Consider the following 14530-nt stretch of genomic DNA (forward strand, 5'->3'; position numbering starts at 1 on the left):
CATCTATTCCTTCGAATCACCAATCGTACTTCGAATAAACTCGATTTTTAGTCTATATATTCCGAATTGACCGGTTTCATGAAAAATATAGTTGATAAAGCGAATACATCGCCGAACTACGCCATAACAAAAAAAGCCTTCGCGGCACAATTGCCGCGAAGGCTTTCCCTTCTTACCCTCTTCCGCCCGGCGGATGCTTCCTGCCGTGCGCCGCCCCCGCGGGCGATCCGGACGAACCGAGCTCGCTGCCGAACTCCTCGTTCGCCGCCCCGAACGCCATCGCTTCCCTGCGTTCCGGCATCAAGCCTTCCCGCACGAACCATTCCAGCTTCGCTTCCTTGCGCGATTGCCGCATGCCCTCAGCTCCCGATAGAGATGTCGACATGTAGTATCGCCCGATCGCGAAGCTTTCAACCGTCAGTCCTTGCTATCGACGATGAGCGTCACCGGTCCGTCGTTCACGAGCGCGACGTCCATCATCGCGCCGAACTTGCCTGTCTCCACGACGAGCCCCTTCTCCCGAAGCCGCGCGTTGAACTGCTCGTAGAGCGCCTCCGCTTGCTCCGGCCGGGCGGCGGCCATGAAGTTCGGACGCTTGCCCTTCCGGCAATCGCCGTACAACGTGAACTGCGACACCGACAGGATCGATCCTCCGATATCCGCTACCGATAGATTCATTTTCCCGTCGTCGTCCTCGAAGATTCGCAGTCCCGTCAGCTTGTCCGCCATCCAGGCGACATCCTGCTCCCCGTCCTCGTGTCCGACGCCGACGAGCAGCAGGAGTCCCTTGCCGATCTTCCCTACGAGTTCTCCCGAGACCGTGACGCTGGCTTCGGATACCCGTTGCGCTACGACTTTCAATTGCCTGCCTCCATCCTGCTACCCCGTCGCTATTATTGCATCATCCGTTGCACCGAGAAAATATCTTTGACCCGCTTGATCTTCTCCACGACCGCGGCGAGGTGATCCTTGTTCCGGATGAGTATGGTCATATGCATGATCGCCATCTTGTTCTTGTCCGAACGTCCCGATACGGCGGCGATGTTCGTCTTGCTCTCCGACACCGCGAGCAGCACCTCGTTCAACAGGCCTCTGCGGTCATGGCCGAGAATCTCGATCTCGACGCTGTAGTTCGATTCGACCGCGTCCTCCCACTGCACTTCGATGACGCGAGCCGCCTCTTCGCCCTCTTCCGCCGCCTCGATATTCGGGCAGTCCGTCCGGTGGACGGACACGCCGCGGCCTCTCGTAATATAGCCGATAATATCATCGCCCGGCACCGGATTGCAGCAACGTGCGAAGCGGACGAGCAAGTTGTCGACGCCCTTCACGCTGACGCCGTTCGACGGACGGCGCCGCTCCGATTGCTGCGCGGCGGGAGCCTTCATCTCCTGTACTTCCGTCGTCAGCTGGATCTGCTTCGCTTCCTCGGCTTCCTTGCGCAGCTTCTCGGTCAGCTTCGTGCAGATTTGCGCCGCCGTAATGCCGCCGAAGCCGATCGCCGACATCATGTCCTCGACGTCGTTGAACGTGAACTTCTTCGCGGCCTCCTGCAGCTTCTCTTCCGTCAGCCACTCCGTCGGATCGAGTCCTTGCCGCTTCAGCTCGCGCTCGAGCGAATCCCGGCCCTTCTCGACGCTCTCCTCGCGCTTCTCCTTCTTGAACCATTGGCGGATCTTGCTCCGGGCATGGGAAGATTGCGCGATCTTGAGCCAATCCTGGCTCGGGCCGTAGGAATGCTTGGACGTGAGAATCTCGACGATATCGCCCGTCTTCAGCTTATGGTCGAGCGGCACGATTCTTCCGTTCACCTTCGCCCCGATCGTCCGGTTGCCGACTTCCGTATGGACGCGGAACGCGAAGTCGAGCGGCACGGAACCGGCCGGCAGCTCGAACACCTCGCCCTTCGGCGTGAAGACGAAGACGAGATCGGTGAAGAAGTCCATCTTGAGCGATTCCATGAATTCCGCCGCGTCCCGGGTTTCCTGCTGCAGCTCGATGATTTCGCGGAACCAGTTCATTTTCTCCCCGAAGCTGCCTTGAGCGACGCCGGCGCTATTGCCGTCCTTGTAAGCCCAGTGGGCCGCGATCCCGATCTCGCTCGTGCGGTGCATCTCCCACGTTCGGATCTGCACTTCGGTCGGCTCGCCCGTCGGTCCGACGATCGTCGTGTGGAGCGACTGGTACATGTTCGCCTTCGGCATGGCGATATAGTCCTTGAAGCGTCCCGGCATCGGCTTCCATAGCGTATGGATGATGCCGAGCGTCGCATAGCAATCCTTCACGTTATCGACGAGAATGCGAATGGCGAGCAGATCGTAAATCTCGTTGAACTGCTTGTTGCGGGTCGACATCTTGCGGAAAATGCTATAAATATGCTTCGGCCGTCCCGAGATGTCGCCTTGAATGCCCATCTCGTCCAGCTTCTCGCGAATGCGGTCGATCAATTCGGTAATGTATTGCTCCCGTTCGGTGCGCTTCTTCTTCATCAAGTGCGCGATCCGGTAATATTGCTGCGGGTTCAGGAACCGGAGCGCGATGTCTTCCATCTCCCACTTAATCGCGCTGATCCCGAGCCGGTGGGCGATCGGGCAATAGATTTCAAGCGTCTCGTGGGCGATGCGGCGCTGGCTCTCTTCCGATTGGAACTTGAGCGTGCGCATATTGTGCAGACGGTCCGCCAACTTGATCAGAATGACGCGAATGTCGTTGGCCATCGCCACGAACATCTTGCGGTAGTTCTCGTTCTGCTGTTCTTCCTTGGAACGGAACTGAATGCGCTCCAGCTTCGTCACGCCGTCGACGAGACCCGCGATCGCATCGCCGAACCGTTCCTTGATGTCGTCGACCGTCACGTTCGTATCCTCGACGACGTCGTGCAGCAGCGCCGCCATCACCGTAATGACGTCCATCTGCATGCCCATGCAGATTTCGGCGACGGCGACGGGGTGCAGAATATAGGGTTCGCCGGATTTGCGCATTTGGCCGCGGTGCGCTTCCTCCGCGTATTCATACGCGTCGCGCACGCCGAGCAAATCCTGCTCTTTCATATAAGTCGACGCTTTCTCGAGCAGTTGCTCCATGCCCATGCTTGGTTCCTTTCCGCCGGCGCCCGGCGCCGGAAGTGTCCCTGAAGTTATTCCTTCCATTATGCCTCTTATCGCCGGGACACGTCAACCACGCCCTCCGTCGAAAGTCTTGGATTTCGCCTTCGTTCGACAACGCCCTTCTCCGATTGCTCCGACTAAACTCGCGATGCAATACCTTATACAGCGCGCCCGCAAAACGTGCCGAGAACGATGCGAACAAGCCCGCCCCTGTGCCGATGGAACGGCATAGGGGCGGGCTTGTTCGACCGAGATTATGCGATTATTAATACGTAACGAGAGAGACGACTTCGATATCGCCGAGCTTGTCCCGCCCGTCCAGATAGCCAAGCTCGATCAGGAACGCCGCGCCGATGACTTCTCCGCCGAGCTGGTCGATCAAGTTGATCGTCGTCGCGATCGTGCCGCCGGTCGCGAGCAGGTCGTCGGCGATCAGCACCTTCTGTCCGGGCTGAATCGCGTCTCTATGGACGGCCAGGCGGTCTTTGCCGTATTCGAGATCGTAAGCGGCTTCCACCGTGTCGCCCGGCAGCTTGCCGCTCTTGCGGATCGGCACGAAGCCTACGCCGAGCGCGAGGGCGAGCGGCGCGCCGATGACGAAGCCGCGTGCTTCCGGACCTGCGATCAGGTCGATATCCAGATGCTTCACGAGCGCCTTCAGCTCGTCGATCGCCGCCTGGTAGGCGACCGGGTCTTTCAACAGCGTCGTAATATCTTTGAACCGGATGCCCGGCTGCGGGAAATCGGGGATGACCCGAATGTAATTTTTGAAGTCCAACGTCATAGCGCTCCTTTAATCGTGGTCGGCCCTCTTGTAGCCGTTCCTCTATCCGTTAAGCATTATACACTTTCGCGCGATCTTCTGGCTAGAGCCAGGCTATGCCAGATGCCAGCGGTGCATCCAGCTTCTCAGCTCGTCCGCGGACATGTGGCGCAGCCGTTGCGCTTCGGCCGCTTGCTTCGCCCGGGCATAACGCTCCGACTTATCCAATTCGTTGCGCGGAGGCGCGGCGACGACTTGCCGGGTGCTGCCCTGGGCTTGTATGAAGCCGAGCTCTGCGAATACGTCCTGCATCATTCGGACCGTCGCGAGCGGCCACCCCGTCTCCGTCGCCACCGTCTGAAGGAAGCCTTCCGGCGCGTCCAGCCATGAGCCTTGACGCTTGAACCGTCCGTATACTTCGCCGAATTGGGAGCGGTCCGGGAACGTTGCCGCAGGTCCGACATGAACGTCCTGCCTAGGGTCCGCGAGCGCGACGACGCACTCGACGCCTCGACCCGGAGACAGCCATGCAGACAACCGCTCGGCGTCCCGCTCGTTATCGGGCAATCCGAACAGAATCAATCTCTCCCATGCGTTGCCGTCGGCGCGGGCGCCTCCCCGCGGTTCGGAAGTCGCCGCGACTTGCCGCTCGATCGGTCGTTGCCCCGGACCCCCGTCCGCGTACGCGGACACGTGGATACCCGTATGCCCGATTCGATCGATCGCCTCTTGGACGTGTCTAGCAGACGCGCATAACACCGCCGTTCCGGCTGTTTCCTCGGCGGCCAGCGCCCCCAAGGCGCGCCAGGCGTCCTTGTCCTTGCGCTTGTCCACGAGCCTCAGCTCGTCGGTACGCCAGTCCTGGAAAACGAGCTGCACGCGGCGGCTGCCGTTCCACTCGTTCACCGAGAGCTCCCCGAGCAGATCGATTCGCATGCCCGGCGTTAACTTCTCCCGTTCCGCCCCGATGCCGAAGGCGATCGCCTCGAGCGAACGCCCGTCCTGCTCCACGGTCAGCTTCAGGTGATTGTTCTCCTTGCCTAACGTGCGAACGTCCCGGACGGTCAGGCCGTGCATCACGACGCGGGGCGTCGGATTGGCGTTTCCGAACGGCTCGAGTCGAGCCAGTTGCTCGACCGCCGCAAGCGTCGCATGGGCTAACGTACAGACGAGGTCCGCCCGCTTTTTCGGCTGCCAGTCTTCCTCCGTCAGCCATCGACCGGCGAGTTCATGCAGATGCTCCGACAACGGCGCGATGTTTTCCCGGGAAATCGTAAGTCCCGCCGCCGCCGTATGACCGCCGAAATGGTCCATCAGAGACGCGCATTCGGACAGCGCCTCGAACAAGTCGAATCCGTCGATCGACCGTGCCGAGCCCTTGCACTTGCCGGTGATCGGATCGACCGCCAAGACGATAGCCGGACGATAATATCGCTCCACCAGCTTCGAAGCGACGAGCCCGGCGATGCCCGGGTTCCAGCCTTCGCCGGCGAGTACGATCACGTTCCGGCCTTCGCCGCCGGCGACCATCGCCTTCCACATCCCGTCGGCTTCCGCCACGGTCGTCTCGACGAGCGCCTGCCGTTCCTTGTTCAGCTCGTCCAGCTCGGTCGCCAGCGCTTCGGCTTCCGCTTCTCCCGCCGCGACGAGCAACTGCAACGCTCCGCTCGCATGAGCGAGCCGGCCTCCCGCGTTCAGCCGCGGCGCGAGGCCGAATCCGATCTTCCCGCTCGTCAGCTCCTCCGGCTTCGCGCCGCTCACCTTCGCGAGCGCCCGAATGCCGGGAGCCGGGTCTCGGCGCAGCTGCGCGAGACCGAGACGCGCGATGACGCGGTTCTCTCCGACGAGCGGCATCAGATCGGCGATCGTGCCGATCGCCGCCAGGTCCGCGTACTCGAGCATCGGCCGCCCCGTCATCGCGTGGGCCAGCTTGAATACGACGCCGGCGCCGCACAGCCCCTTGAACGGATAATGGCAATCTTCCTGCTTCGGATTCACGAGCGCGTACGCCGCGGGAACGATGCCCGACGCCGGAGGTTCATGGTGGTCGGTCACGACGACCTCGATGCCCTTCTCCGCCGCGTACGCGATCTGATCGATCGCGCTAATGCCGTTGTCGACCGTCACGAGCAACGTTACGCCGGCTTCGGCCGCCTTGTCGATCGCCCCCAAGTTCAAGCCGTAGCCTTCGTTGCCGCGATGAGGAATATACGTGTCGAAGTTCGCTCCGAGCAGCGTCAACAATCGCGTCATGAGCGCCGTCGACGTCACGCCGTCCGCGTCGTAATCGCCGTATACGCGAATCCGTTCTCCGGACGCGATTGCCCGGGCAATACGGTCGGCCGCTTTTCTCATGTCCTTCATCGCGAACGGATCGTGCAGCTGCTCTTCTCCGGCGTTCAGGAACGCGGCCGTATCGTCTGCGGACGTCCACCCCCTGGCGACGAGCACGCCGGCGACGAGGCGGCTGACGCCGAGCTTCTCCGCCAGCTCCGCCTCGAGCCGATCGTCCGTCTCCGGCAAAGTCCATCTATACTTGGATAATTTCAACGGATAATGCCCCCATGACACGATAATATCGGATAAATAATAAAGCCGCCGAGAACGACCGGCGGCGAATGAATGGCGGTATTGCGAATGAACGATTATTGCAGGAACGTCGACATTTCCTCTTCCTGGTGATTCGACTTATAAGGATAACCCGGATCGTATGGCTGGATGTTAACGTTCGCATCGATGATATGCTGGAACCGCTTCGTAAGATGCCTTCTAACGCGATGGCCGATCTCTTGACCTTCGGCCACCGTTATTCTCGGATTGACGCGCACGGTCACTTCGAGCACGATGTAATGCCCTTGCTCGCGCGCCCTCAAATCCTCCACGGCGACGACGCCGTCCACGCGCTGTACCGCTTCTAGCAACGTCTGCGCGTCGATCTCGTCCATCGTGCTCGTCGAATTTTTGCGAAGAAGGTCGGCCGACATGCGGTAACCCATCCGAAGGACGAATACGGCGATGACGAGACCCGCCGCGGGATCCAGCACGTACAGGAACGGCATGTCGAGCATGCTGCCCGCCAGCGCGCCGGACGTTCCGACGAGCGCGGTCATCGAAGCGAAGATGTCGGAGCGATTGTCGCCCGTCCTGTCTTCCCGAATTCCGCATTCGCTGTCCCGCTTGCGCTTGTAGCGGACGATGCCTTCCCGAACGCCGATGCTCGCGGCGATGACGACGACGGCGCCCCAACCGGGCGCTTCGTCGACGCCTTCCGCTACCGCGCGCACGGACGAGATGCCGACTTCAAGGCCGGCGACGAGCAGCACCGCGGACAGGACGATCGTGATCGCCTGTCCCGGCTGCGCCTGGGAAGACGCTTGCCGCGCGGAAGAGAGCCTGCCTTTGCGAAGCCCCAAGTAGGACGTCGCCGAGCTCGCGCAATCCGCGGCGGATTGACAGGCGTCCGCGATCAGCGCCTTGCTGCCCGTCAGCCATCCCGCCGCGCCTTTCACGATGAACAAACCGAGCAGCCCCCACAGGGAAACCTTGGCTCCGCGCTCGCAAGCCGCGGAGCGTTGATCCGATCTCATCAGAGCCACCCCTTACCTATGCGATTCGCTTGTTACGGATTCGGTGCCGCTTTAACCGGCGCCGGCGTCTTCTTGATCGGCTGCTTCTTCTTGAAGTACAGCCATACTTGGCTGGCGATGAAGATCGAAGAGTACGCGCCGCTGGCAAGACCGACGATCATCGCCAAGGAGAACAGCTTGATCGATTCGCTGCCGAAGATGAACAAGCAGACGGCCGCGATCAAGACGGTAACGACCGTGTTGATCGAACGAGCCAACGTTTGCCAGATACTCTTGTTGACGAGATCGTCGAGATCCGCGGGCGTCTTCAGCTTCGCGAAGCGCAAGTTCTCGCGAATCCGGTCGAAGATAACGACGGTATCGTTGATCGCGTAACCGATGATCGTAAGAACGGCCAGAATGAACGGCAAGTTCACTTCGAGTTGCAATACCGAGAACACGGCAATAACGAAGAACGCGTTATAGATGAGCGAGATGATCGCCGCGATCGCGAATCGCCATTCGAAGCGTATGCTGACGTACAATACGATGCCGACGCACGCGATTGCCATGCCGATAAGCGCGCTCGTCTGCTGCTCTTGCGCGATCTCCGGATCGACGACGTTAACCTCGAACGAGGCGTCGGTATCGAATTGCGCGAAGTAGTCGGCCTTGAAGGTTTTCTCTTGCTCTTGGCTCAAGGCGTCCTTGAATCGAATGGATGCGCGGTTATCCGAGGTGGATACCGTCATGGAATGCTCGCCCAGATCGTGCTCGCCGATGAATGTCTCCAGCTTCGCTTCCTCGATCGGCTTCTTCCCGGAGATGTCCATCGAAGTGCCGGCGCTGAAGTCGATGCCGTAGTTCAAACCCGCGATGCTCACCGCGACGATGCCGAGCACGGTGACGATCAACGAGATCAGCATGAACGTCTTGGCGGTGCGTACGAAGTCGAACTTTCTGTTAGAGTGCATGGATCTCACTCTCCTTCACGCAGTAATAGCTCGGCTTGTTGAACTTGCCGCTCTTGACGAGAAGCCCCAGCAACAGCCTAGGCAGGAATACGTTCGTCACGATGTTGGCGATGATGCTCGCCATGAGGACGATCGCGAAGCTCTTGACGATGCCTTCGCCCATGAAGTAGAGGACGCCCGCGGCGATAATCGTCGTGATGTGCGCGTCGATGATCGTCCGGAAGCTGTTCTTCGCCCCCGCGCGGAGCGAGGACGCGATCGACTTGCCGCTGCGCAGCTCGTCCTTGATCCGTTCCGCCGTAATGATGTTCGAGTCGACCGCGATGCCGATGCCGAGTACGAACGCAGCGATGCCCGGAAGCGTCAGCGTCGCGTTCATCATCCAGAAGACGGCGAGCAACAACCACACGAACGTGATGAGACAGATGGCCGCGACGCCGCCCGGCACGCGATAGAACGCGACCATGAAGATCAAGATCAACACGGACGCGAGTACGCCCGCGAACAGCGTATCGTGCAGCGACTCTTTGCCGAGCGACGCGCCCACGCTTTGCGTGTATTTATCCGTCAGCTTAAGCGGCAATGCGCCCAAGTTGATAATGTCCGCCAAGTTTTGCGCCTCGGCGCGGGACTCTTGCCCCGTGATGACCGCGGTACCTTGCGTCAGCGCGCCTTGTACGACGGGCGCCGAGATCAGCTCGTCGTTCAGGAAGATCGCCAGTTCCTTGCCGATCAGACGCTCGGACACTTCGGTCAGCTTGTCCTTCTCTTTGACCTCGATGCGCACGACCGGCTGGTTCAGATCGCCCGGCTCGACTTGCGCGGCGCCGGATTTGAAGTCGCTTCCATAGAATTCTACTTTGCAATAGCTGCCGTCTGCGCAGTCCGAAGCGCTGCGGAACTGCAGTTCTGCAGGCTTCTGCATCAGATCGCGGATCGCGTTGATCGCTTCTTCGCGTTCCTTCTCCGTCTTGCCGGTATCGATCGCGATCTTGACCCGAATGCGATTGTTGCCTTCGGTCGTAATCTCCGGCTCGGCGACGCCGCTCCCGTTGGCGCGCTCCTCCAAGCTCTTGGCCGTCTGCACGAGCGATTCCTTCGTTACCTCTCCGCCTTCCGTAAGCGGAGACGCCTCGTACAGAATCTCGATGCCGCCTTTCAAGTCGAGACCGAGCTTCGTGTTGTTGAGCAGCCCCGGAGTCGTCGCTCCCATTACCGCGAAAGCTACCACAACAATAAGCGCGAATGTTACTAAACGGTTCATCTGTGCCTGCGGCCCCTTTCGATTCTCAATGTTCCTATTATACCTACGCCCCGGAAAGGAAGTCAAAAAGAAAGCCTTCCTCCGCGTTCGGAGAAAGGCCGTTATCGTCGAATTATCGGCCGCGGAGCTCGCCGCGGTACATATTAAGCGTAATGAAATTCATGAATTGCGTCACCTTAAGGGATAAAATGTCGTTCACGACCTGGTGGATGCTAGGCGTGCCCCGCTTGTGGTACTTGTCGCTTACGCATTCCCAGACGTCGGCGCCGGTCACTTGATCGTACCCGATCAAACGGAACTCGTCCGCCTTGCTTTCGCAAAGCCGCTCTATCATTTCGTTCAATTCGGCTTCCTGAAGCGGTTCCCCGGTCTCGCTGACCGGATGGTTAGAATCGGCGTCGTTCACCTCGTTAGCCCTCCTCGTCCAGTTGCTTCGCAGTTCCATCCCTATATAACATTCTCCGCTCGGCTCGATTTTCCTGCCTGCCGGCATGAAGAAGGACAACCTTCGCATACATATGAAGCAAGGACTTGACCCGGAATGAGGGATTGATGTTGTCTCTGCGCAAACAGACGTTCATCCAAGGCGCGATGATTCTGCTCGCCGCGGGCTTAGTGAACCGGTTGCTCGGGTTCGTGCCGCGCATCGTGTTCCCCCGCATGATCGGAGCGGAAGGCGTCGGCTTGATCCAGCTCGTCTATCCGTTCACGATCGTCCTGTTGACGCTTATCGCGGGAGGCATCCCGCTTGCCGTCGCCAAGCTGGTCGCGGAAGCGGAAGCCCGCGGCGACGAGACGGCGATCCGCCGCATCGTGCGCGTCGCCTTCTCTCTCGCGCTCACGCTCAGTTTGACCGCGGCTGCCGCCTGCCTCGGACTGGCCGAATGGATCGCCTCATCTATCATGACAGACGGCCGCGTCTATCACGCCTTCCTCGCAATGCTGCCGATATTGCCGCTCGTCGCCGTCTCGTCGGTGTGGCGCGGCTACTTCCAAGGCAAGATGAACATGATTCCGACGGCGATATCGCAAACGGCGGAGACGCTCGTCCGAATCGTGCTGTCGATTCTGATCGCCGGCATGCTGTTTCCGTACGGCTTGGAATGGGCGGCGGCCGGAGCCGTGCTCGGCATGGCCGCAGGCGAATTGGCGGGGCTACTCGTCCTCTGGTTCCAGTTGCTGCGCGAACGCAACCCGAAGTTGTCGACCAAGGACGTACCGGCTCCTCCGATCTCGCGCGACCAAGGAGGCTATATGCGCAAGCTGCTGGCAACGGCGGCCCCCGTCACCGGCAGCAAGCTCATCGGTTCTCTCTCCTACCTGCTCGAATCGATCCTGACCGCCCGAAGCCTCGCCATCGCCGGCGTCATTCCCGCGGTCGCGACCGCGCAATACGGCGCGCTTCAAGGCATGGTCATTCCGTTGCTCCTGTTGCCGGGCGCTCTCACGTATTCGCTGGCCGTCTCGCTCGTACCCGCCTTGTCCGAAGCCGCCTCCCGCGGGGACTGGGCGACGATCCACGTTCGGCTGCACCAATCGATGCGTCTCGCGGTCGTCACGGGGGCACCGTTCATCGTGCTGATGGGCTTGCTCGCGGAGCCGTTATGCCAGCTTCTCTACGGCAGCGGTTCGATGGCGGGCATGCTGCGCTGGATGGCTCCGATCGCCGTCTTCCTCTATATGCAGGCGCCGTTGCAGGCTGCGCTTCAAGCGCTCAATCGACCCGGAACCGCCTTATTCAACACGTTCGCGGGGGCGGCCGTCAAGCTGATCCTGATCGTGGAGCTCGCGACGCAGCCGAAGTTCGGCATCTACGGAGCCGTCATCGCGATCGCGGTCAATATGGCGCTCGTGACGCTGCTGCATTGGATCAGCGTCGCGAGGTTAACCGGATTCCGCATGCATCCGATCGATTTCCTGAAGGTAACCGTCGCGATGATCGTGACGAGCGCGGTCGCGCTATGGATCTGGAACCGGCATTGGGCGAATATCGACGCCGTCGATATGATCGCGGCGTCGATAGCCGCGGTCATCGTTTACTTGCTGCTGCTCGTCGCGCTTAAGTTGATCGACCGCCACGACGCCGCGCGCGTCCCGGTCATCGGCCGTCTGTTCCGCCCGATTCGTCCGAGCTAAGGGCTATAGTCTCGACTTCTTGTCCACGTACAGCTTGCCGCGATGGTCGATGCTGCAGAAGAACACGTCTTTGAAGCTGTCGATCCCGTAGCCATGCAGTTCTTTTTTGAGCCAGAACCTGGTTTTGCCCATGCCCTCCAACGTATCGTCTTGAACTTGTCCGTCCAAGATGAGCGCCAGCGGCAGCAGCTCGTAGCGGACTTTCGGGAACGAGGCGACGCTCGGGTCCGCTTCGATGCCCCCGCTTCTCGCGGTCGACTCCTTGGCTCCGGCTCCTCCGGCGGAACCGTCCCGATCCTTCGTGATCACGGACAGCTTGCCGGTCGATTCCAGCACCGCGAGCTCCACTTCGCCGACGTCGACCACGCCGTTCTCGCGAAGCTGAACCATGAGATCGTCCAGATTGTACCGCTGCTTGCGCATCTCCCTGCGGTTCAGCCGGCCGTGACGCACGATGACGCTCGGCTTGCCGTCCACCCATAGCCGGAGCCGATTGTTCTTAAGCGTGAGGTAAGCGATGCCGATCTGGATGAGCGATAAGAACAAGATCGGCGATATGGCGGTTAGAAGCGGCTTCTCCGTGGACTCGATGACGATGACCGCGATCTCCGCGATCATGATCGAGATGACGAGGTCGAATACGGACAGCTTACCGATCTCGCGCTTTCCCATCATTCTCATGATGACGAAGATGAAAATGTACATGAACGACGTCCTGAGCAAAATGGCCGTTAATTCCATGCGACTTCCTCCTTCTCCCACGATAACCGTCAATTTACGCCGGACGAAGCTTGCCGTTGTAGTGTCGCCTTATGGCAGTAGGCTCATTCGATTGCAACGCACGGAATTATTGGCAATCAGGCCGTCCCTAACAAGGTGGTACTAGCCCGGCTGGACGCGCCATAAGCTGTTATAAATAGGTATCCAAGGAGTGATCGATGTGAAATCCATTACAGGCGCATTGGGCTTCCGGATCGCGTCTCCGGTCGCCTCCGGGCTGTATTGGTCCGGCATATGGCTCGCGATCGGTGCGGTCGTCCTCTCCATTCTGCTGACGGGCTCGTCCTTCGACGAGGCGAACTTGCTGCCCTGGGTGTTCGGCGCGCACGGCTTCTCTTCGTTCGCCGGCGGCTTCGCGTCCGCCAGGAGAGCGGGACGCAAAGGTTGGTACTTCGGTCTCGCGAACGGGGTTCTGTACACGCTGCTCGTCCTGATGATCAGCTTCCTCGCGACGGACGCGAACTGGACGGCCGCGGTACCGTCGTTATTGCTCGTCGCCGCCCTCTCGGGGGCGTTCGGTGGCATGCTCGGCGTCAATACGCGCCAAGGCAAGTAAGCGCGCTCCCGAGTTCCCGACGATTCGATAATCCCGAACGTTTTGTGCTATAATAGTTCGGTATTTCGACTATCGGCTACTCGGAGGGCATCCCATGATTTTGTTCGAGAGCATGTCGTCGCTGACGATCTATTCGATCGTCGTCGTTGCCATCCTATTGACGTTCGGCACCGGACGGCAGCCTTTAATTACCGTATGGTTGTTCCTCAAATCGCTGGCGATGTCCCGCAATTACTTGTTGTTCTTGGTCGCGATGTTCGCCATTCTCGTTCTGAACAAGAACGAGCTCCGGCTGGAGCATTGGCTGAAAGTTCCTTACGACTTAACGCCGGCGTTGACCGGATGGGAAGGCAATTGGATGCTATGGGTGCAGCAGACGTTCCATTCGGACCTGCTTACCGGCATTAGCGCGACGTTCTATCTCGTCGTCTTCCAGTCCGTCATGATCGCTTCCGTCGGCATCTACACGTTCTATAACATGAGGAAGATGTATTACGCTTTTTGCGTCGCGTTATTGCTGAATTACTTCATCGCGGTTCCGTTCTACTTGTTCGTGCCGGTGAACGAAGTATGGTACGCGCTTCCGGAGATGAAGTTTCTGATGCTCGACGCGTTCCCCGCCTTCGAATCGCATTACCGGGCGTTATCCGGTCTGAACAATTGCTTCCCGAGCTTACATACGTCGATCTCGGTTACGATGGCGTTGATCGCGAGCCGCTCCGGCATCCGAAGATGGGCCGTCTTCACTTGGATTCACGCGGCGATCATTATTTTCACGATTTTCTATCTCGGCATCCACTGGTTCACCGATATGCTTGCCGGCCTCGTGCTCGCGTCCTTCGCGGCCACCGTCGGAATGAAGGTCGGAGAGTGGGCGGACAGCTCTCTCGGCGACGTCAGCTATCCGCTGCGCATTCGGGCGAAGCTCAAGGCTCGCTCGCTTGAATCTTAAGATGAAGTTGTGCAAAAGGGTTGTTCCTGCGGCATCGTTCGATGTCTCGCGGGAACAACCCTTTTTTGACGCATAAAAATAGAACGATTCGCATGGAACCGTTCTATCTTCGTCCAACTACCGATTAGTCTTCCTTCGTCTCCGAGCGAGCGGTCACGTTATTAATGGAAGAACGGTCGAACGTCAGTTTCGTTACGTCGTTCACCTTGAGCACGATCGTGTCGTCGGTAATTTCCGAGATCGTGCCGTGCATGCCGCCGATCGTCACGACTTTATCGCCCTTCTTCAGATTGTTAAGCATCGCGCCGCGCGTGCGCTGCTTCTTCTGTTGTGGACGAATCAGCAGGAAATAAAAGATAGCGAACATAAGAATGAACGGCAGCAACGTCACGAGCAGGTTGCTACCTCCATCGCCTTCGGCTAACCACATTT

The 14530-nt window shown here is 59.5% G+C and carries 14 protein-coding genes; 3 read left to right on the top strand and 11 right to left on the bottom strand.

The genetic code is table 11. The features are described from left to right. Positions 1-172: 172 nt before the first annotated feature. The 9 genes from ACFQZG_RS22640 to ACFQZG_RS22680 form a co-directional block, all read right to left on the bottom strand. Complete coding sequence (locus ACFQZG_RS22640) at positions 173-355, bottom strand: hypothetical protein (protein ID WP_378156692.1); 183 nt, start codon at positions 353-355, stop codon at positions 173-175. A 62-nt stretch (positions 356-417) separates the two neighbouring features. Next, the gene (gene dtd, locus ACFQZG_RS22645; protein ID WP_378156694.1) at positions 418-861 is read right to left on the bottom strand and encodes a D-aminoacyl-tRNA deacylase; all 444 of its coding nucleotides are present in this window, start codon (positions 859-861) and stop codon (positions 418-420) included. Positions 862-893: 32 nt separating this feature from the next. Further along, the gene (locus tag ACFQZG_RS22650) at positions 894-3089 is read right to left on the bottom strand and encodes a RelA/SpoT family protein (RefSeq protein ID WP_378156696.1); all 2196 of its coding nucleotides are present in this window, start codon (positions 3087-3089) and stop codon (positions 894-896) included. A 283-nt stretch (positions 3090-3372) separates the two neighbouring features. Then, positions 3373-3885, bottom strand: a complete 513-nt coding sequence (locus ACFQZG_RS22655) for an adenine phosphoribosyltransferase (protein WP_378156698.1) — start codon at positions 3883-3885, stop codon at positions 3373-3375. Positions 3886-3984: 99 nt separating this feature from the next. Beyond that, positions 3985-6420, bottom strand: a complete 2436-nt coding sequence (gene recJ / locus ACFQZG_RS22660; RefSeq protein ID WP_378156700.1) for a single-stranded-DNA-specific exonuclease RecJ — start codon at positions 6418-6420, stop codon at positions 3985-3987. Positions 6421-6515: 95 nt separating this feature from the next. Then, the gene (locus ACFQZG_RS22665; RefSeq protein WP_378156702.1) at positions 6516-7457 is read right to left on the bottom strand and encodes a cation diffusion facilitator family transporter; all 942 of its coding nucleotides are present in this window, start codon (positions 7455-7457) and stop codon (positions 6516-6518) included. 32 nt (positions 7458-7489) lie between these two features. Next, positions 7490-8410: a protein translocase subunit SecF gene (secF, locus tag ACFQZG_RS22670; protein ID WP_378156704.1), complete on the bottom strand. Its 921-nt coding sequence runs from the start codon at positions 8408-8410 to the stop codon at positions 7490-7492. Next, the gene (gene secD / locus ACFQZG_RS22675) at positions 8400-9674 is read right to left on the bottom strand and encodes a protein translocase subunit SecD (RefSeq protein WP_378156706.1); all 1275 of its coding nucleotides are present in this window, start codon (positions 9672-9674) and stop codon (positions 8400-8402) included. The genes secF and secD overlap by 11 nt, the downstream gene beginning before the upstream one ends. 112 nt (positions 9675-9786) lie before the next feature. Beyond that, positions 9787-10008 (bottom strand): post-transcriptional regulator, encoded by a 222-nt coding sequence (locus ACFQZG_RS22680; protein WP_378156810.1) that lies wholly within the window; start codon positions 10006-10008, stop codon positions 9787-9789. 218 nt (positions 10009-10226) lie between these two features. On the opposite strand from ACFQZG_RS22680, the gene spoVB reads away from it, so the two are divergent. Continuing rightward, positions 10227-11810 carry a stage V sporulation protein B gene (spoVB, locus tag ACFQZG_RS22685; protein WP_378156812.1) on the top strand — a complete coding sequence of 528 codons (1584 nt, stop codon included), beginning with the start codon at positions 10227-10229 and terminating at the stop codon, positions 11808-11810. Between the two features lie 3 nt (positions 11811-11813). Here spoVB and ACFQZG_RS22690 read toward each other — a convergent pair whose 3' ends face one another. Then, positions 11814-12551 carry a DUF421 domain-containing protein gene (locus tag ACFQZG_RS22690; protein WP_378156708.1) on the bottom strand — a complete coding sequence of 246 codons (738 nt, stop codon included), beginning with the start codon at positions 12549-12551 and terminating at the stop codon, positions 11814-11816. A 199-nt stretch (positions 12552-12750) separates the two neighbouring features. On the opposite strand from ACFQZG_RS22690, the gene ACFQZG_RS22695 reads away from it, so the two are divergent. Both ACFQZG_RS22695 and ACFQZG_RS22700 read left to right on the top strand, forming a co-directional pair. Then, entirely contained in the window at positions 12751-13146 is a 396-nt protein-coding gene (locus ACFQZG_RS22695) for a TIGR04086 family membrane protein (protein ID WP_378156710.1), read from the top strand. A gap of 94 nt (positions 13147-13240) precedes the next feature. Beyond that, positions 13241-14098, top strand: a complete 858-nt coding sequence (locus ACFQZG_RS22700) for a phosphatase PAP2 family protein (RefSeq protein ID WP_378156712.1) — start codon at positions 13241-13243, stop codon at positions 14096-14098. Between the two features lie 124 nt (positions 14099-14222). On the opposite strand, the gene yajC is transcribed toward ACFQZG_RS22700, so the two are convergent. After that, complete coding sequence (gene yajC / locus ACFQZG_RS22705) at positions 14223-14528, bottom strand: preprotein translocase subunit YajC (protein WP_378156714.1); 306 nt, start codon at positions 14526-14528, stop codon at positions 14223-14225. Between the last annotated feature and the right edge of the window lie 2 nt (positions 14529-14530).

It is taken from the genome of Cohnella sp. GCM10027633 (assembly GCF_042675445.1).
Classification (GTDB): Bacteria; Bacillota; Bacilli; order Paenibacillales; family Paenibacillaceae; genus Cohnella.

Excerpts from the sequence above, each read along its gene's own strand:
- ACFQZG_RS22640 (WP_378156692.1), bottom strand. The coding sequence starts at position 355 with ATGCGGCAATCGCGCAAGGAAGCGAAGCTGGAATGGTTCGTGCGGGAA.
- ACFQZG_RS22650 (WP_378156696.1), bottom strand. The coding sequence starts at position 3,089 with ATGGGCATGGAGCAACTGCTCGAGAAAGCGTCGACTTATATGAAAGAG.
- ACFQZG_RS22665 (WP_378156702.1), bottom strand. The coding sequence starts at position 7,457 with ATGAGATCGGATCAACGCTCCGCGGCTTGCGAGCGCGGAGCCAAGGTT.
- secF (WP_378156704.1), bottom strand. The coding sequence starts at position 8,410 with ATGCACTCTAACAGAAAGTTCGACTTCGTACGCACCGCCAAGACGTTC.
- secD (WP_378156706.1), bottom strand. The coding sequence starts at position 9,674 with ATGAACCGTTTAGTAACATTCGCGCTTATTGTTGTGGTAGCTTTCGCG.
- ACFQZG_RS22680 (WP_378156810.1), bottom strand. The coding sequence starts at position 10,008 with ATGATAGAGCGGCTTTGCGAAAGCAAGGCGGACGAGTTCCGTTTGATC.
- spoVB (WP_378156812.1), top strand. The coding sequence starts at position 10,227 with ATGTTGTCTCTGCGCAAACAGACGTTCATCCAAGGCGCGATGATTCTG.
- ACFQZG_RS22690 (WP_378156708.1), bottom strand. The coding sequence starts at position 12,551 with ATGGAATTAACGGCCATTTTGCTCAGGACGTCGTTCATGTACATTTTC.
- ACFQZG_RS22700 (WP_378156712.1), top strand. The coding sequence starts at position 13,241 with ATGATTTTGTTCGAGAGCATGTCGTCGCTGACGATCTATTCGATCGTC.
- yajC (WP_378156714.1), bottom strand. The coding sequence starts at position 14,528 with ATGTGGTTAGCCGAAGGCGATGGAGGTAGCAACCTGCTCGTGACGTTG.